The organism is Segatella sinensis, assembly GCF_040095255.1.
GTDB classification, from domain to species: Bacteria; Bacteroidota; Bacteroidia; order Bacteroidales; family Bacteroidaceae; genus Prevotella; species Prevotella sinensis.
Genome location: NZ_JBBNGE010000033.1, coordinates 21,326 through 37,731 on the forward strand (window position 1 = coordinate 21,326; position 16,406 = coordinate 37,731).

The window sequence follows — 16,406 nt, forward strand, 5'->3', positions numbered from 1 at the left end:
CAGGGCGTGTGGAGCAAACATCTGAAATTCAAGTGTAAAGCAAACAACTGAAATTCAAATAACTTAAAAAGAAATGAACAGAAAAGAACTTGTAGAGCAGATTTTCGCCAAGAAGAGTTTCTTGTGCGTAGGTCTTGATACAGATATCAATAAGTTGCCTAAGTGCATCACAGAGAGTGAGGAAATCCAGGGCGCAGAAGCAGAGATGATGTTTAAGTTCAACCAGGCTATCATCGACGCAACCGCTCCTTACTGTGTGGCTTACAAGCCAAACCTGGCTTTCTACGAGAGCCGTGGTATCGACGGCATGATCGCCTTCGAGAACACCATCAAGTATCTCAAGAGCCACTATCCAAACCACTTCATCATCGCAGATGCCAAGCGTGGAGATATCGGCAACACATCCAAGATGTATGCCCAGACTTTCTTCGAGGAGTACAATCTCGATTCTGTAACCGTAGCTCCTTACATGGGCGAGGATTCTGTCAAGCCATTCCTCGAGTATGAAGGCAAGTGGGTCATCCTCCTGGCTTTGACCAGCAACAAGGGTAGCCACGACTTCCAGCTCACAGAGGACAAGGAAGGCGAGCGCCTTTTCGAGAAGGTTCTGAAGAAGAGCCAGGAATGGGGCAACGATGAGAACATGATGTACGTAGTAGGTGCTACTCAGGGTCAGATGTTCGAGGACATCCGCAAGGTAGCTCCTAACCACTTCCTCCTCGTACCAGGTGTAGGTGCCCAGGGTGGTAGCCTCCAGGAGGTTTGCAAGTATGGCATCATCAAGGATTGCGGTCTGCTCGTCAATTCATCTCGCGGCATCATCTACGCTAGCAATGGCGATGACTTCGCAGAGGTAGCAGGCCAGAAGGCAAAGGAACTCCAGGAGGAAATGGCAGCCGAGCTTGCCAAACTGGGCTAAGTCTCCCGCTAGGCGTCCCGCCAAGAAAGTCTCCCGCTAGGCGTCCCGGCGGATTTGAAATCCGCCGTAAAAAAGGTTCGACCTATTAAACCGGGGGATTTGCAATCCCCCACCAAAAATAAGATTTTAGGCGCAAAGTATCTTGAAAAAGAGGCTTTGCGCCTAAAAAATACCCATTTGTTTGCGAAAAAAGCAAAATATTACGAAAGAATGACAAGATTCTAAATTTATTTTGTTATTTTTGCAAACAGAATGTGTTTCCTAAAAGAGAATCTTGCAAGGAGACCCTAAGTAAAACAAACTAGAAGATTGATAAATATGGAATTTACCGCAGCGCAAATAGCCCAGTTCGTTCAGGGCCGTGTGGAAGGTGATGAGAATGCAACAGTCAACACCTTCGCTAAAATCGAAGAAGGCAAGGAAGGCGCTATCTCGTTCCTTTCAAACCCTAAATATACTCACTTCGTGTACGACACAAAGTCGAGCATCGTACTCATCGACGAGAACGTGGAATTGGATCATCCTGTTTCTACCACCCTCATTCGTGTGAAGAATGCATACGAGTGCGTGGCAAAGTTGCTCCAGATGTATGAATCAATGAAACCTAAGAAGACGGGCATCGACCCATTGGCTTTCGTTTCTCCAAAGGCTAAGGTGGCTGAGAACGTCTATATCGGTGCTTTCGCCTATATCAGCGATGGCGCAGAGGTGGGCGAAGGTAGCCAGATTTATCCTCACGCTTACATCGGCGAGGGTGTGAAGATCGGCAAGAATGCCCTCATCTACCCTCACGTAACCATTTATCACGGCTGTAAGCTCGGCGACAACGTAACTCTCCATGCAGGTTGCGTCATCGGTGCTGATGGCTTCGGCTTCGCTCCAGGTCCTGACGGATACGACAAGATTCCTCAGATTGGTATCGTTACTATCGAGGATGATGTGGAGATTGGTGCCAACACCTGCGTTGACCGCTCTACCATGGGTTCTACCTACGTTCGCAAGGGCGTGAAGCTCGACAACATGGTTCAGATTGCCCACAACACCGACATCGGTGCCAACACCGTGATGTCTGCACAGGTGGGTGTAGCCGGCAGTACCAAGGTAGGCGAATGGTGTATGTTTGGCGGACAGGTGGGTCTTGCAGGTCACATCACCATCGGCGACAAGGTATTCCTCGGAGCACAGAGCGGTGTGCCAGGCAGCCTCAAGAGCGGCCAGCAGCTCATCGGTACTCCTCCTATGGAGCAGCGTGCTTACTTCAAGTCACAGGCCATCTTCCGTCGCCTGCCTGACATATACAAGGAACTCAACGACCTGAAGAAGCAGATTGAAGAATTAAAGAAAAATAAATAAAACTATATATAATTATGTCAAAACAGAAGACACTGAAAGGTAGCTTCTCTCTTTGCGGCAAGGGATTGCACACAGGCTTGAGCCTCACCGTGACTTTTAATCCTGCACCAGAGAACACCGGTTATAAGATACAGCGCATCGACCTCGAAGGCGAGCCTATCATCCAGGCTGTAGCTGAGAACGTCGTTGAAACCCAGCGTGGCACCGTACTCGGTAAGGGCGATATCCGCATCTCTACCATCGAGCACGGTATGTCAGCACTCTATGCCCTCGGCATCGACAACTGTTTCATTCAGGTAAACGGTCCTGAGTTCCCTATCCTCGACGGCTCTGCATCTATGTATGTAGAGAAGATTCAGAGCGTGGGCATCCAGGAGCAGAATGCAGAGAAGGACTACTATATCATCCGTCATAAGATTGAGGTGAAGGACGACAACGGTTCTGTCATCACCATCCTTCCAGACGAGGAGTTCAGTATTACGGCTATGTGTTCTTTCGAGAGCAAGTTCATCAACAGCCAGTTTGCCACCCTCGACAAGATGGAGACCTATGTTGACGAGATTGCTTCAGCACGTACCTTCGTTTTCGTTCGCGATATCATGCCATTGCTCCAGGCTAACCTTATCAAGGGTGGCGACTTGGACAATGCCATCGTTATCTACGAGCGCCAGGTAGAACAGGCTCAGCTCGATCAGCTCGCCGATCATCTCAAGGTACCTCACATGGATGCCAACAAGTTGGGTTACATCCAGCACCGTCCTTTGCAGTGGGAGAACGAGTGTACTCGCCATAAGCTGCTCGACATCATCGGCGATATGGCACTCATCGGTAAGCCTATCAAGGGTCGCATCATCGCTACCCGTCCGGGCCATACCGTAAACAACAAGTTCGCCCGTCTCATGCGCAAGGAGATCCGCAAGCACGAAATCCAGGCTCCTATCTACGATCCAAACGAGGAGCCAATCATGGATAATATCCGCATCCGTCAGCTCCTGCCTCATCGCTACCCAATGCAGTTGGTAGATAAGGTCATCGCTATGGGTCCTACCAGCATCGTGGGCATTAAGAACGTAACCAGCAACGAGCCATTCTTCACCGGTCACTTCCCAGAGGAGCCAGTAATGCCAGGCGTTCTCCAGGTAGAGGCGATGGCACAGTGTGGCGGTCTGCTCGTATTGAACCAGCTGGAAGAGCCTGAGCGCTGGAGCACTTACTTCATGAAGCTCGACGACGTGAAGTTCCGCAAGAAGGTGGTTCCAGGCGATACCCTCCTCTTCCGTGTGGAGTTGCTCGCACCAGTACGTCATGGCATCAGCTCAATGAAGGGCTATATGTTCGTAGGCGATCAGGTGGTGGCAGAGGCTACTTTCACTGCACAGATTGTTAAGAACAAGTAATAATAAGATAGAAATATGAATCAGATTAGTCCATTAGCGTTTGTTCATCCAGAGGCAAAACTCGGTGACAACAACATTATCGGTCCTTTCTGCTATATCGACAAGGACACCGTTTTGGGCGATAACAACGTATTGCAGAACAGCGTTACCATCCACGTGGGCGCTCGTATCGGCAACAATAATGAATTCTTCCCAGGTGCCAGCATCTCTACCAAGCCTCAGGACTTGAAGTTCAAGGGCGAGGTGACAACCTGCGAGGTGGGCGACAACAACAGCATCCGTGAGAACGTTACTATCTCTCGTGGTACTGCCTCTAAGGGCAAGACCGTGGTAGGCAGCAACAACCTCCTGATGGAGACTGTTCACGTGGCTCACGACTGCGAGCTGGGCAGCGGCTTGATTATCGGTAACTCTACCAAGTTTGCCGGCGAGGTGGTTGTAGATGACAACGCCATCGTCAGCGCCAACGTTCTCGTTCATCAGTTCTGCCACATCGCAGGCTACGTGATGATCCAGGGCGGTTGCCGTTTCTCTCAGGATATTCCTCCTTATATCATTGCCGGCAAGGAGCCAACCCGCTATTGCAGCATCAACCTCATCGGTTTGCGTCGCCGTGGTTTCAGCAACGAGACCATCCAAAACATCCACGAGGCTTATCGCCTGCTCTACAGCAAGGGCATCCTGAAGGAAGGTATCGAGGAAATCAAGAAGAACCTTGAGGTGACTAAGGAAATCCAGTACATCATCGACTTCGTAGAGAGTTCTCAGCGAGGCATCATCCGATAATGAAAACTTTAATTGTAGTGCTCGGTCCTACCGGTGTAGGTAAGACCGAGCTCTGTCTTTCTCTGGCAGAGCATCTCTCTATCCCTATTATCAATGCCGACTCCCGCCAGATCTTCGCAGAACTCCCTATCGGAACCGCAGCACCTACTGCCGAACAGCAGCAGCGGGTGAAGCATTATTTCGTAGGAAACCACCACATCGAAGATTATTACAGCGCAGCCCAATACGAGGCCGATGTGATGAATCTCCTGGAAGAAGAAATCTTCAAGAATCACGATGTGGCGCTTCTTACAGGCGGCAGTATGATGTATATCGATGCCGTATGCAAGGGTATCGACGATATTCCTACCGTGCGGGGTGTCATCCGTACCTGGATGAAACAGCGCCTGGAAGACGAAGGCTTGGAAGCGCTGGTAGAAGAACTCCACAAGATGGACCCGGAGCATTGGGCGATAGTAGATAAGAAGAATCCCCGCCGCGTGGTGCATGCCTTGGAAATCTGTCACCAGACTGGCAAGACTTATACTTCTTTCCGAGTAGCCGAAAAGAAGCAGCGTCCTTTCCGCATCATCAAGATAGGTCTGAACCGCGACCGTGCCGAATTGTATGACCGAATCAACCAGCGTGTGCTGATGATGATGGAGGATGGCCTGGAGGCAGAAGCCCGAAGCGTATATCCACACAAGGGGCTCACCGCCTTGAGAACCGTGGGGTACAAAGAGATGTTTGCCTATTTCGATGGCGAGATAGACAGGGATGAAGCCATCCGCCAGATACAGTCGCATAGCCGTGAATACATGCGCAAGCAGCTCACCTGGTTTAAGCGAGATGCTGAAATCCACTGGTATCATCCCGACCAGCAGGATGAAATCATCCGATTTATCGATGAAGAGATATAGACATAATCGCCCGATAGCATCAAAGAATATGCTATCGGGCGATTTTCATATCATAAAATCCTACATCTCCACCTGATTCACAATCTCACCATCAAACATATTGATGATTCTATCGGCATAATTGGCATCATGCAGCGAGTGGGTTACCATCACGATGGTAGTGCCTTCCTTGTGCAACTCAGAAAGCAGCTCCATCACCTCCTTGCCATTCTTGGAATCCAGGTTTCCAGTAGGCTCATCGGCAAGAATCAGCTTAGGATGCGGCAGGATGGCACGGGCGATAGCGGTGCGCTGCTGCTGACCGCCCGAAAGCTGCGACGGGAAATGCTTGGCACGATGGGATATCGCCACTCGCTCCATCACATCCTCGGCACGCTTACGGCGCTCCTTGCCCGAAACTCCCATATACAGAAGCGGCAACTCGATGTTCTCTACCACATTCAACTCATCTATCAGGTTGAAACTCTGGAATACAAAACCTATCATACCTCTTCTTATCAGGGTACGCTCGCTCTCCTTCAGCGTGCTCACATCCTTGCCGTCGAGCAGATAGCTGCCGCTTGTAGGATTATTCAGCAGACCAATGATGTTCAGCAAGGTAGATTTGCCACATCCCGAAGGACCCATGATGGCAACAAACTCGCCTTCCTTCACCTGCAAACTGATATTACGCAAAGCCCAAGTCTCCACTTCCTCTGTCTGAAATACTTTCTTGATATTATTTAATTGAATCATAATCTTTATCGTTTCTTTAAATTCGTATTATACTTTTATACTTTCAAATGACGCATTCTATTCCTTAGCCAGAATCTCCGAAGGATCCACCTTCATAATCTTGCGTACCTGGCAGGCGATGATAGCAGCAATGAAGCCTATCACTATCACTATACTCAGGATGATAGGGAAGACAGGATTGATTTCTACCATATCGAACATCTTACTCAGAACAATATGGAACAGCAACATGGCTACCACCGCAAACACCATGGCTATGAGCGTGATCACCAGATAGGTTCGTCCGAAGAGTTTGGTAATATCCCTTGTCAGGGCACCGTTCACCTTACGGATAGCCACCTCCTTCTTGCGGGTCTGTGTATCAAGCATCACCGTACTGAAGATGCTTATCAGGCAGATAGCCAGACTCACGATAGCCAGGATCCACGCAATATTTTGCAGTATTTCCAATGCAAACATTTCCCTCGCCATATAGTAACGCAGATTGGATGACATCGGTTTTACCACCGCAGGCTCCAATTTCTGTATCGTTCTATCTACGGCAACCTGCATCTCCTTATATTCACCCGGCTTTGCCACAAGAATATAATGTGTGGCACCATAAGCCTCTTTGGGGTCAATGACTATGAATGAGTATATATCAGTTTTCATACTCCCTTCATAAGGTACCGACTGGAACGTTCCGGCTATCTGATAGGAATCCATCTCATCTACGGTCAATATATCATTAGGAGAAACATGATATTGACGCATAAGCTTATACAACTCCTCATTTACCAGGATACATTTCTTCCGGTTTGCCTTCGGCTTCCAATTCACCTTGATCTTGAAGAAATCGAGATAGGAGGTATCTGATGTCATCTGAATTTTATAATTCGTCACATTACTATAGCTAACAAAAAGATCATCTTTCCAAACAGCCTTGCTGAACTCCTCGTTCTCTGCCAGTTCGTTAACTTTCCAAAATCCATAGCTATAAGGAATCCATCGTTCTACCTGCGGCAAATGGATGAGCTTGTCTCTGAGGCGCTGGACATTTTCTGCCGCATTTGTCTGCAGAAACAGACTCTGCTTATATGCACGCTCGTCATCAGGTATATGATTGAAATCTGCCATCTTGCCCACCCAGCACAGGAGGCAGAATGTGACACCCAGGAAGAACATACTGATCATCACCTGCACACCCAACATCGTATTGCGGAACCAATGGTTATGACTTCTTCTCATTCCTGATTCGAGTGCTTGCGAATGCTTACAAATTCGACTCAGCACAATCCAGATAATGGCGAGACACAACATCATCACTACCAGACCAATCACCAGACTATAGAGATACAGATGACTGATGGTTCCTAACTCAGAGGTGATTTCTGCAAACTGAGGCTTTGCCAGATAATCACAAATCCAGGCTCCCATCAATACTGCCACCAAATAAGCCACCAGCACGATCATCACCACCTCGGTAGCAAACATAGAGAAGAGTTGGAGACGTGTGGCACCATTGGTAATTCGAAGCGAAATTTCACGTCTGCGCATCCAGAACAGCTGCGTCTGCATCCTCAGGAAACCGATGATGGCAGCCAGCAGAATCAACGAACCAATCAGATAAGTAATGGAACAAGCTATTGCTACGGTAGAATACTCTTCGCTCAACCGATCTTTCAGCTTTTCTGTTTTTACCTTCAGCCCCAATGGTTTCAATCTGCTGTTCACCTCTGCTTTCAACTGTTGTGGCGTGCATCCCTCTTTCAACACCACATACAAATTCACAGCATAAAATTGCTCGGGATCCATATCTTCCAACTCCCATGGCGAGTAAAAGAGAGCAGAACTGTTTTGCTCAGTCAATGATAAGTCTTGATAGACATCCACCAATCTCAACTGATAATTTCCATAGTCTTTACTCAAACGAATACTTGCACCCACAGGATTCTTGTCACCAAAGATTTGCTTTGCCTGCTTTTCGTTGATAATGGCATCATGAGACCCCAGCACCTTAATCTTTTCGCCCGTAATGGCAGAACGGATACCAACAAAGTTGGGATAATTTCGATCAAGGGGAACTGCATCCAACTGCGTCTTTCGCCTTGTATTGCCGTTTAGGGTAAACTCAGCCCAGCCGCCAGTAAGCATACCATTAGGAGCATAAGGTCCCTGCTCTATACAACGAGGTCCTCCATTCGCCTTCACCGCCCTTACGATATCACAATTGATACGAATTGAATGATCCGATTGACGTTTTTGGATGGAATCGAATCTGAGGTTATAAACCCTGTCATAATAAGGTTCATGGTTAATGGAAGCCATGCGGAAATTCTGCAGAAACGAATGCACCGTGGCAAGCGTCACCATACCGATGGCAAGCGACAGGATGCTGCCCAGCGTCTGCACCTTGTACTTGAGAATGTTGCGCAGGGCAACCTTCAGGTTGTGTAATAACATATTCATATTTTTAAGTCTTTATAATTTATTTACGTGAAAAATTGAATTTTATTATCTATGATGGATGATGATTTTTGATAATCCAAGATAAAAGTCTATCTCAAATCTATCTCTTTTTCGCTGGCAATTTGGGTATATCCGCTTACGATAACCTTGTCGCCCGGCTTCAATCCGGAAGTGATTTCGAATTGCTGCGGATTCTGTCTGCCAACATTGATATTCACCCGCTGCGCCTTCTTGCCATCGTCAGATACCCGGAATATCCAATATCCGTTGGTCGTTTGGAAGAAATCACCATTCGGAATCACCAAGGCTTGTTCCGGCTTGCCCAATTCCAACAGCACCCGATAACTCTTGCCCAATCGGATATTGGCGGGAGTCTTGCCGCTGAAAGTTAATTCGCAGACAAACTGATGGTCCTTCACCTCAGGAATCACACGCGATACACGCAGTGGAAACTGATGACCGTCATACTCAATATGGGCAGGAAGTCCGGCGATAACGCGGTCGATGTAATACTCAGCCAGCGAAATCTGCAATTTAAACTGGCTCATCACCTTAATCTGTCCGATGCTCGCCCCGGACGAAACCTGCTGACCTTGGGTTACCCCCAAATAACTCAGTTGTCCGCTTACGGGAGCCCGAACCACCAACTGCTGGGTGCGGCCCTTCATTCTCAATAATTTCTTGTTGGCTTCCATCCGGTTGGCAGCAATCATTTCGCGCTTCAATCGGGTAGATACGGAATCATGCTTCAGGTTTTGCATCTGCAAGAGCACCTTCTGCCGCTGATATTCGTAATCTTCCTCAGCCACCTCCAGTTCCGCCTTACTCTTGATGCCCATACGATATTCCTCCCGGCTCTGCTTGAGCGATTTCTTCAAGCTCGCCATCTGATGCTGGGCATCCAAGGCTTGCTGGCGCAGGTTGATGGTCTTCTGCGTCATCTCAATTTCCTGTTCCTGACAGTTGCGAAGCTTACTGCTCCATGCATCCTGCTCATCATCGATAGAATGATAGAGTTCCGGATTCTGAAGCACCAGGATGGTATCGCCCTGCTGCAGCATGGCTCCTTCTTCAGCCACCACCCGTTCCACGAATCCATTCTCCATCGCATTCACCTGGATGGTCTTGTAGGGATGAACCAGTCCTTCTACATCCACATACTCCCAGAAAGGAGCCTTCTTCACTTCGGCTATCACTACGCTATCCATATCCACCCTTCGGGTGCCCGAAGTAACGATCAGGAAAAGGGCATAGATCAGGATGGCGATGCCTGCTGCACCCGACAGGATAGGATATCGGTAGCGGATATACCACGGTTTCGGTTGTTTCTTTATATCCATATTATTCTGCTGTTATTCATTATTCTATAGGAAGTTCTTCCTTCAGTTCTTTATTGTGCTCGAAATCGAATCCCGTCATACTTCGGAGCGTATAGTAAAGACTCCAGTAAGTTCGCATGGTCGAGATGTAATTGCGCCGGGCAGCATCTTTCTCGCTGATGGCTGCATTCAGGTCGAGTATCGAGTTGCGACCCATGATATAGAGTCGGCGCGCCACCACATGTCGCTTCTCGGCACGCTGGTCAGTGAGTGATGCCACATGCACCTTTCGGGCTTGCATGTTAAACTGCAGCACCAGTTTTTCTACATTCTGGTAGAAATCCCTCATGCCTTGCTCCACCTGCGTCTGGGTAAGCGCCAACTGCGATTTGGCTTCTCTTACCCTACCCTTTCCCCGTCCCCAATCCAATATCGGAAGGGCGATGGTGATGCTTGCCGATTGCTGGCTCATCGGACTGCGATAGGCAGCACCGATATCTGCTCCCGTCTGCGAGAGTCCAAACTGCATATAGAGTTCTGCCTTCAATCCGGCATTGGCACGAGCCTGCGCCAACCGGCTTTCGCTCTCCTTCTGGATATGACGGTAATAATCGGGATCCGGACTATTCAACAAAGCCCAATCTATCGCCCGTTGCAAAGGAACCTCAAAGGCAGGCACCTCTTCCGGCATCACCAGACTGATGTCCTGCGATTGTTCCAACCCCAGAAACGAGCGGATGGTCTGCATCTTCTCCCGCAAAGCCACCTGGGCATCCATCACATTGGTCTCCTCGTTCAAACGGTTGATTTCCAGCTGTAGCATCTCGTTTTCCGAAATCGTTCCATTCTCATATCGCCCCTTCGCCATCTGATAAAGCGTATCAGCAGAAGCAAAGTTCTGTTTTGCCATCTCCCATTCTGCTTGCGCCGAAGCCAGACCAAAGAAATGTTCACAGGCTTTTGCCGAAACAATCTCCAACGTTTCGGCATATCGCTTTTTGGATTCCCGGAACCGGATAGGTTCTATCCGTCGATTCCATTTCAGCGAGTTATAGCCAAAAAGACTCTGCTCATAACCCACGATAAAGGGTTGACTACTATAGGCTGTTATCTTATTGTGCAACTCATCCAAGCGGTTGAGCGAACTCTTCACAAAAAGGCTACCACCCGTCAGGGAGATATTCTGGTTGATTTTCAGAGTAAGGTCGGCACTCAACTGATCTTGCTTCAGAAAGAGGGCCGTACCATCCGACTGGGTTATCTTGTTCACCTCCTTATTAATATAAGGTGAAGATGAGAGGGAAAGCGAAGGCAGATAGTTGGCCTGATGATACCGATAAGCCCAGTAAGCAGACAGAAAGGTATTGCGGGCACTCTGCACCGATGGCGACTGCCGCTGCGCCATCGCAATGGTAGCCGCCAAGTCGAGCTGCAAAGTGTCGGCCTGGACATTCATGGCTGCAAGCGCCCATGCTATGAATATATAATTCTTTATCTTCATGATGATTACTTTTGCAAAAACTAACACAAAAGCCATGCCACAAAGATAAAGATATGATTATCAGGAAGATAAGAAATTCAGGATATAAAAAAGCCGTGCGAAACCGCACGAAACGTGTGCGATTTCGCACGGTGCGCACATCCTCAATATGATAGGCATCCGTCTCTATCAGGCAGGAAGCACCACGCTAAAGGTGGTTTTATCGCCTGGTTTCGAAGAGGCGGTGATGGTTCCACCATGCAGGGTTACTATCTGCTTGCAGATACTCAACCCGATGCCCGAACCGTTCGTCTTGGTAGTAAAGAACGGCACAAAAATACGCTCCATCACCTCCGGAAGGATTCCCTTACCATTATCAGTAATGGAAATGATGAAATCGCGCTTGTTGCTCGAAAGATGAGTAGTAAGACGGACATAAGGAATCTGATTTTGAGCAGATGCAGCCTCATCGGAAAGATCTGCAGCCTCATCATTCACTCGATTCTCCACTGCTTCCTGTGCATTCTTCAGCAGATTAATCAGTACCTGTTCTATCTGCGAACGATCCATCAGCAACCTCTGGTCTTCGTTTTCTATCTCATAATGGAATATGGAATCCGGATAAAGATGCTGCAAATCAGCCACCAGATCACCAATCCTTACATCCTCAAACTGAGGTTTCGATATGCGTTGCAACTTTCGATAGTTCTCCACAAACTGCAGCAAGCCATTGCTCCTTCGATTGATGGCTTGCAATGCCATCAGCAGATCATCATGCTCCAGCGTATCCTGCTCCACCCCTACACATAGCGTATCAGCCAAAGAGATGATAGGAGTCAGCGAGTTCATGATTTCGTGGGTCAATACCCTCACCAGCTGCTGCTGCGCATCCGTCTCATTCTTCTGAATCACCGGTTGCACATTCTGCAAGGTATAGAGGCGATAGGCAAAGCCTTTATTAAAGAAGTTGACCACGCTCAATACAAAGTCTGCCTTCCCCGCATGCTGACTTCCGGCATCCAAAGCCTTCTTTCCAGCTGCAACCTCGTTGGTCTTGGTCTCCAATTGTACCAGTTTCTGCAATCCCGGCTTCAGCTGCATCATCATTTCCGGAAGCGCCCCATCCAGCACCTGCAAGTCGTGCAAGTGATGAATCGAAAAACCGCAGAGTCCATCCACGGCAGCCCGATTCATCCAATGCACCTTTCCCTGTTCATCCGCCACAATGAGAAAGGCATTGATGGTATCGAGCATCGTTCCGAAATACTGGTATTTCGCTTCCTGCAGCAAAGTGGTTTCCCGAAATTCATTCACCACTTCGTTAATCTGCTCTGCAAGATTCCGCTCTTCTCCCCTCAGATGATCCAACGAATACTGAAGCGAGAAGTCACGGGTGCGGATAGCCTCAATCAGTTGGCGCATCCGCTCATTGCTCTTATGATTGAATAAGTTATTGACGATTGACATAGTTTCAAAAATTTCCGAAGCATTAAACCCCGAGTTTGTCGATTTTCCTGTAAAGGGCGAAACGGGTAATACCCAGCAACTCTGCGGCCTGTGTAAGATTTCCATTGCTCAGGGAAATGGCGCGCTTAATGGCTTCACGCTCCAAGGTCTGAAGATTGAGCGAATCAACCTTTATGGAACCTGATGAAGAACTTGATGAAGAATCTGATGAAGAAGAACCCAATGCCACCACAGAATCCTCCAATCTGATATCCTCGGCAGCCAGTTCCGTCTTATCATTTAATACGATTGCCCTCTCGATGCAATGCTGCAGCTCTCTTACATTCCCCGGCCAGGTATGTTTCAGAAGTTTCTGTTTGGCAGATGCACCCAGCCTCACATCACCCACACTATATTTTCCAGAATAAATCTTCAGGAAATATTCTGCCAGCAGAACGATATCCTCTCCACGTTCACGCAGCGGCGGAAGATGCAGTTCAATGGTATTCAACCGATAGAAGAGGTCCTGCCGGAATGTTCCTTCTCCCACCTTCTCACGCAGATGGGCATTCGTAGCCGCCAGAATCCTCACATCTACCCGGCTCACCTTATTGGAACCAATGCGCTGAGTCTCCCGCTTCTCAATCACCGTCAGAAGTTTCTGCTGCATCGGCAGGTTCAGATTTCCAATCTCATCCAGAAAGAGAGTACCGCCATCCGCCGTCTCAATTCGTCCTTCCTTCGCATTCCTGGCATCCGTAAACGCCCCCTTCTCGTATCCGAAAAGCTCGCTCTCGAAAAGATTCTCAGGGATACACCCCAGGTCGATATTTACAAACGGCTTCCTTGCCCTGCCCGAAAGCTGATGCAAGGCATGTGCCACCACATCCTTTCCCGTACCATTCTCTCCGGTAATCAATACGTTGGCATCCGTAGCCGCCACACGCATCATCTGCGTTTTCAGTTCCCTCATGGCAGGGCATTCGCCAATCATTCCCGCAAACACATCTTGAGAAGATACAACAGACTTGGAATCAGAACATTGATTCATATTCAGTTTCAGTTCCGATTCCTTTTCCTGCGAATCCGAAGAATCCAGATTCCTTTCCCTGCTCAATTCCACGGCACTCTTCACCGTATCGAGCAGTTTATTCCTATCCCATGGTTTCGGAATAAAGTCGATGGCTCCCGCCTTGATAGCCCTCACCGCCTTCTCCGTATCCACGTAAGCCGTGATAAACAGCACCACGCTCTTGGGGTTATGCGCCAGAATCTTCTTCAGCCATTCATACCCCTCTTCGCCACTGATGGCATCCCGATGGAAGTTCATATCGAGCATGATGACATCAGGCATGAACGAATCCATCATTCCGATGATTCGTTCAGGCGTATTGATAACTCTAATACCCTCCACGTATGGTTTCAAAAGCATATTGAGCGACAAGAGAACATCCTCATTGTCATCCACTATCAGTATCTTTCCTTTTTTCTCCATTGCCATCATTTTTAATTATTTTGCCCACAAAGTTACTGCAAAAAAACGAGATAGCTTCGAAAAAAACATCATTTCTTCCAAAATTCTAAACAAAAGCGGTCTCCCAACCGCTATATTCCGATATTTTAAAGAAATAACGAAGAAATTTCCGAAAATATTTGGTGATTTCAAAATTTCGCTTTATCTTTGCACTCTAGTTATCAAGAAATCTCGGGGTTGACTGGATTTGACGGCGAGATGAAATGGTACGTAAGCATGCGGAGGCTCGTTGGCTACCTCCTAAATCCTAGTGAACAAAAAATTAATTGGCGAAAATAACTACGCTCTCGCTGCTTAATCGAAGTACAGTAGATTAACTTTATTCCGGCACAAGGTGCTGGAACGGGACATCGCTCAACGGATGTAGTTCCGAATCTTGTTGATCAAGCGGTGCAGGTAAATCGGAAATAGTTCATGTACGCCTCATTGCATGGATGAAATTTTAGAGGATAAGGGTATGATTGGTGGTCCAGGTCTTGTCATACCTCGAAAATTGAAGGCTGGAATAAGCATGTAGAAAGCGTATGGTTTCCTTGTGCGGACGAGGGTTCGATTCCCTCCAGCTCCACCCTATAAGCAAATAAGCAGCTGAAAAAATCAGCTGCTTATTTTTTGTTTTTATAATATTCTACAATCTTTATTTCTGCTTTCACACATTCTCAAACATTCTGATTATCAGCAAGTTTAGTGTGAAGGCATTTTTAGGAGAAAAGTATGATAGTATAAACACCAGAAACTGATACTTCCTACAGCTGAAACCGATAGCTCCAGGAAGAGATGCTGATAGTTCCAACAGGGGAAGCTGATACTATCTATGAGAGTAATTGATACTACCAGTCATTGGCTGACCCGGGTCATCCATATAGATGACCCGGGTCAGCTATATGGATGACTCTAGTCAGCTATAAGAACTACTCAAACCAATCGATAAAAGATAGCATCTTTCCGCCTTTCAGCACCTATCATCTCTCCTCACTCCTCATAACCGTTATTCCCGCTTCACACATCACCCACATTCTCTCTTCACAATTTTCCTTTCACACTCAACTAACTATGATACTGATAGTTAACATAAAGTGTGAAAGCATTTTTAAATAGAAATACAAAATACAAACCTGCAGTTTCGTATCTATATTCTTTTGAAGAAGCCTTCATGATCATCATCTGACAAATTTCTTTACAACATTCCCTTTTGCTTTTATGACATAATTAGCTTCTTTTACGACATCTTTTACGACATCTCAATGGAATATCTAATAATTAACTATATTATTACCCAGTAACCATCCTTAAGACCTCTAACACGTTTCATTACATGGAAATCGTCTCGAAGGATTCTGATTTCAGAGAAGTTTTTCATGTCATCTTTCATATCACCTTTCATGTCACCTTTCATGTCACCTTTCAGAATTGGTCCTCCTAGACAATCCGGATTACATGGTATGTCTATCAAGAAAAACGATCGCTCTTCATCTGTCTCTATCGTAGCACGTGGCGATCTGTTTTCACGCAACTTCTGTTGAATGGTAGGAATACCTGTAGCTCGCCCCTCAGTCAAGTCTAACTCTTTCAAGAACTTTCCTAAACGATGGTTTGTGTATCGACGAGAACGAAGCATACGAGCTTCTTTTATAGCCTGCATAGATAACTTTGAAGCCTTTTGGTGTAGTTTCCAACAAGTCCATTTGGTCAAGAACTATTTTCAAGTTGTCACCAGTTAAATCTTGGTCAGCCAGACCACTACCTACTTCGACCAGAATATCTCTCAACAAAGCTATTCAACCATTTTTCCTCTTCATTATTCTCCTTTCACCCTCAAACTACTATGATACAAAGAGTTAATATGAATGTGAAAGCATTTTAAAATGGGTATAAAAAGGATTTTTATACCCATTTATACTAAACTTTGCTTTTACGTTTTATACATTGAACATCATATTCTATTTCACCCATTTCATCAAATCGTCATAATTGGTTACCTTATGTTAGTAGATGCCCGAACCTGAGAGTTGCTCGAAGAGCCTGTCGGCACAGGCTATCTTGCCATCTTCTATGCCTCGCAAGTCGAGGGTTGACATGCTGCCCTTGGT

Annotated in this window: 11 protein-coding genes, 1 other RNA gene and 1 pseudogene; 6 read left to right on the top strand and 7 right to left on the bottom strand. The window is 47.1% G+C overall.

Translation table 11 applies throughout. The features are described 5' to 3' along the window. Nucleotides 1-73: 73 nt before the first annotated feature. The 5 genes from pyrF to miaA all read left to right on the top strand — a co-directional run bounded on the left by pyrF (nucleotide 74) and on the right by miaA (nucleotide 5,354). Nucleotides 74-919, top strand: a complete 846-nt coding sequence (gene pyrF / locus AAAT87_RS10030; protein ID WP_293495465.1) for an orotidine-5'-phosphate decarboxylase — start codon at nucleotides 74-76, stop codon at nucleotides 917-919. A 318-nt stretch (nucleotides 920-1,237) separates the two neighbouring features. Then, entirely contained in the window at nucleotides 1,238-2,272 is a 1,035-nt protein-coding gene (gene lpxD, locus AAAT87_RS10035; protein ID WP_295025132.1) for a UDP-3-O-(3-hydroxymyristoyl)glucosamine N-acyltransferase, read from the top strand. Nucleotides 2,273-2,286: 14 nt separating this feature from the next. Continuing rightward, on the top strand, nucleotides 2,287-3,669 hold the full coding sequence (locus AAAT87_RS10040; RefSeq protein ID WP_427865329.1) for a bifunctional UDP-3-O-[3-hydroxymyristoyl] N-acetylglucosamine deacetylase/3-hydroxyacyl-ACP dehydratase: 1,383 nt from the start codon (nucleotides 2,287-2,289) through the stop codon (nucleotides 3,667-3,669). A 15-nt stretch (nucleotides 3,670-3,684) separates the two neighbouring features. Further along, nucleotides 3,685-4,455 (top strand): acyl-ACP--UDP-N-acetylglucosamine O-acyltransferase, encoded by a 771-nt coding sequence (gene lpxA / locus AAAT87_RS10045; RefSeq protein WP_089543518.1) that lies wholly within the window; start codon nucleotides 3,685-3,687, stop codon nucleotides 4,453-4,455. Next, on the top strand, nucleotides 4,455-5,354 hold the full coding sequence (gene miaA / locus AAAT87_RS10050) for a tRNA (adenosine(37)-N6)-dimethylallyltransferase MiaA (RefSeq protein WP_349226329.1): 900 nt from the start codon (nucleotides 4,455-4,457) through the stop codon (nucleotides 5,352-5,354). Before lpxA ends, miaA begins: the two co-directional genes overlap by 1 nt. 60 nt (nucleotides 5,355-5,414) lie before the next feature. Here miaA and AAAT87_RS10055 read toward each other — a convergent pair whose 3' ends face one another. The 6 genes from AAAT87_RS10055 to AAAT87_RS10080 all read right to left on the bottom strand — a co-directional run bounded on the left by AAAT87_RS10055 (nucleotide 5,415) and on the right by AAAT87_RS10080 (nucleotide 14,277). Next, nucleotides 5,415-6,089 carry an ABC transporter ATP-binding protein gene (locus tag AAAT87_RS10055; protein WP_254972606.1) on the bottom strand — a complete coding sequence of 225 codons (675 nt, stop codon included), beginning with the start codon at nucleotides 6,087-6,089 and terminating at the stop codon, nucleotides 5,415-5,417. Between the two features lie 57 nt (nucleotides 6,090-6,146). After that, on the bottom strand, nucleotides 6,147-8,537 hold the full coding sequence (locus AAAT87_RS10060; protein WP_349226330.1) for an ABC transporter permease: 2,391 nt from the start codon (nucleotides 8,535-8,537) through the stop codon (nucleotides 6,147-6,149). Nucleotides 8,538-8,626: 89 nt separating this feature from the next. Beyond that, complete coding sequence (locus AAAT87_RS10065; protein ID WP_349226331.1) at nucleotides 8,627-9,877, bottom strand: efflux RND transporter periplasmic adaptor subunit; 1,251 nt, start codon at nucleotides 9,875-9,877, stop codon at nucleotides 8,627-8,629. A gap of 19 nt (nucleotides 9,878-9,896) precedes the next feature. Then, nucleotides 9,897-11,351 carry a TolC family protein gene (locus AAAT87_RS10070; protein WP_428848559.1) on the bottom strand — a complete coding sequence of 485 codons (1,455 nt, stop codon included), beginning with the start codon at nucleotides 11,349-11,351 and terminating at the stop codon, nucleotides 9,897-9,899. Between the two features lie 174 nt (nucleotides 11,352-11,525). Then, nucleotides 11,526-12,803 (bottom strand): sensor histidine kinase, encoded by a 1,278-nt coding sequence (locus AAAT87_RS10075; RefSeq protein WP_349226333.1) that lies wholly within the window; start codon nucleotides 12,801-12,803, stop codon nucleotides 11,526-11,528. 22 nt (nucleotides 12,804-12,825) lie between these two features. After that, nucleotides 12,826-14,277: a sigma-54-dependent transcriptional regulator gene (locus AAAT87_RS10080; RefSeq protein WP_349226334.1), complete on the bottom strand. Its 1,452-nt coding sequence runs from the start codon at nucleotides 14,275-14,277 to the stop codon at nucleotides 12,826-12,828. A 212-nt stretch (nucleotides 14,278-14,489) separates the two neighbouring features. Between AAAT87_RS10080 and ssrA the strand changes: the two genes are divergently transcribed. Next, nucleotides 14,490-14,887: a transfer-messenger RNA gene (gene ssrA, locus AAAT87_RS10085) on the top strand. Between the two features lie 855 nt (nucleotides 14,888-15,742). Here ssrA and AAAT87_RS10090 read toward each other — a convergent pair. Further along, nucleotides 15,743-15,931: pseudogene (locus tag AAAT87_RS10090) on the bottom strand (ATP-binding protein); the annotation flags it as partial. Nucleotides 15,932-16,406: the final 475 nt, after the last annotated feature.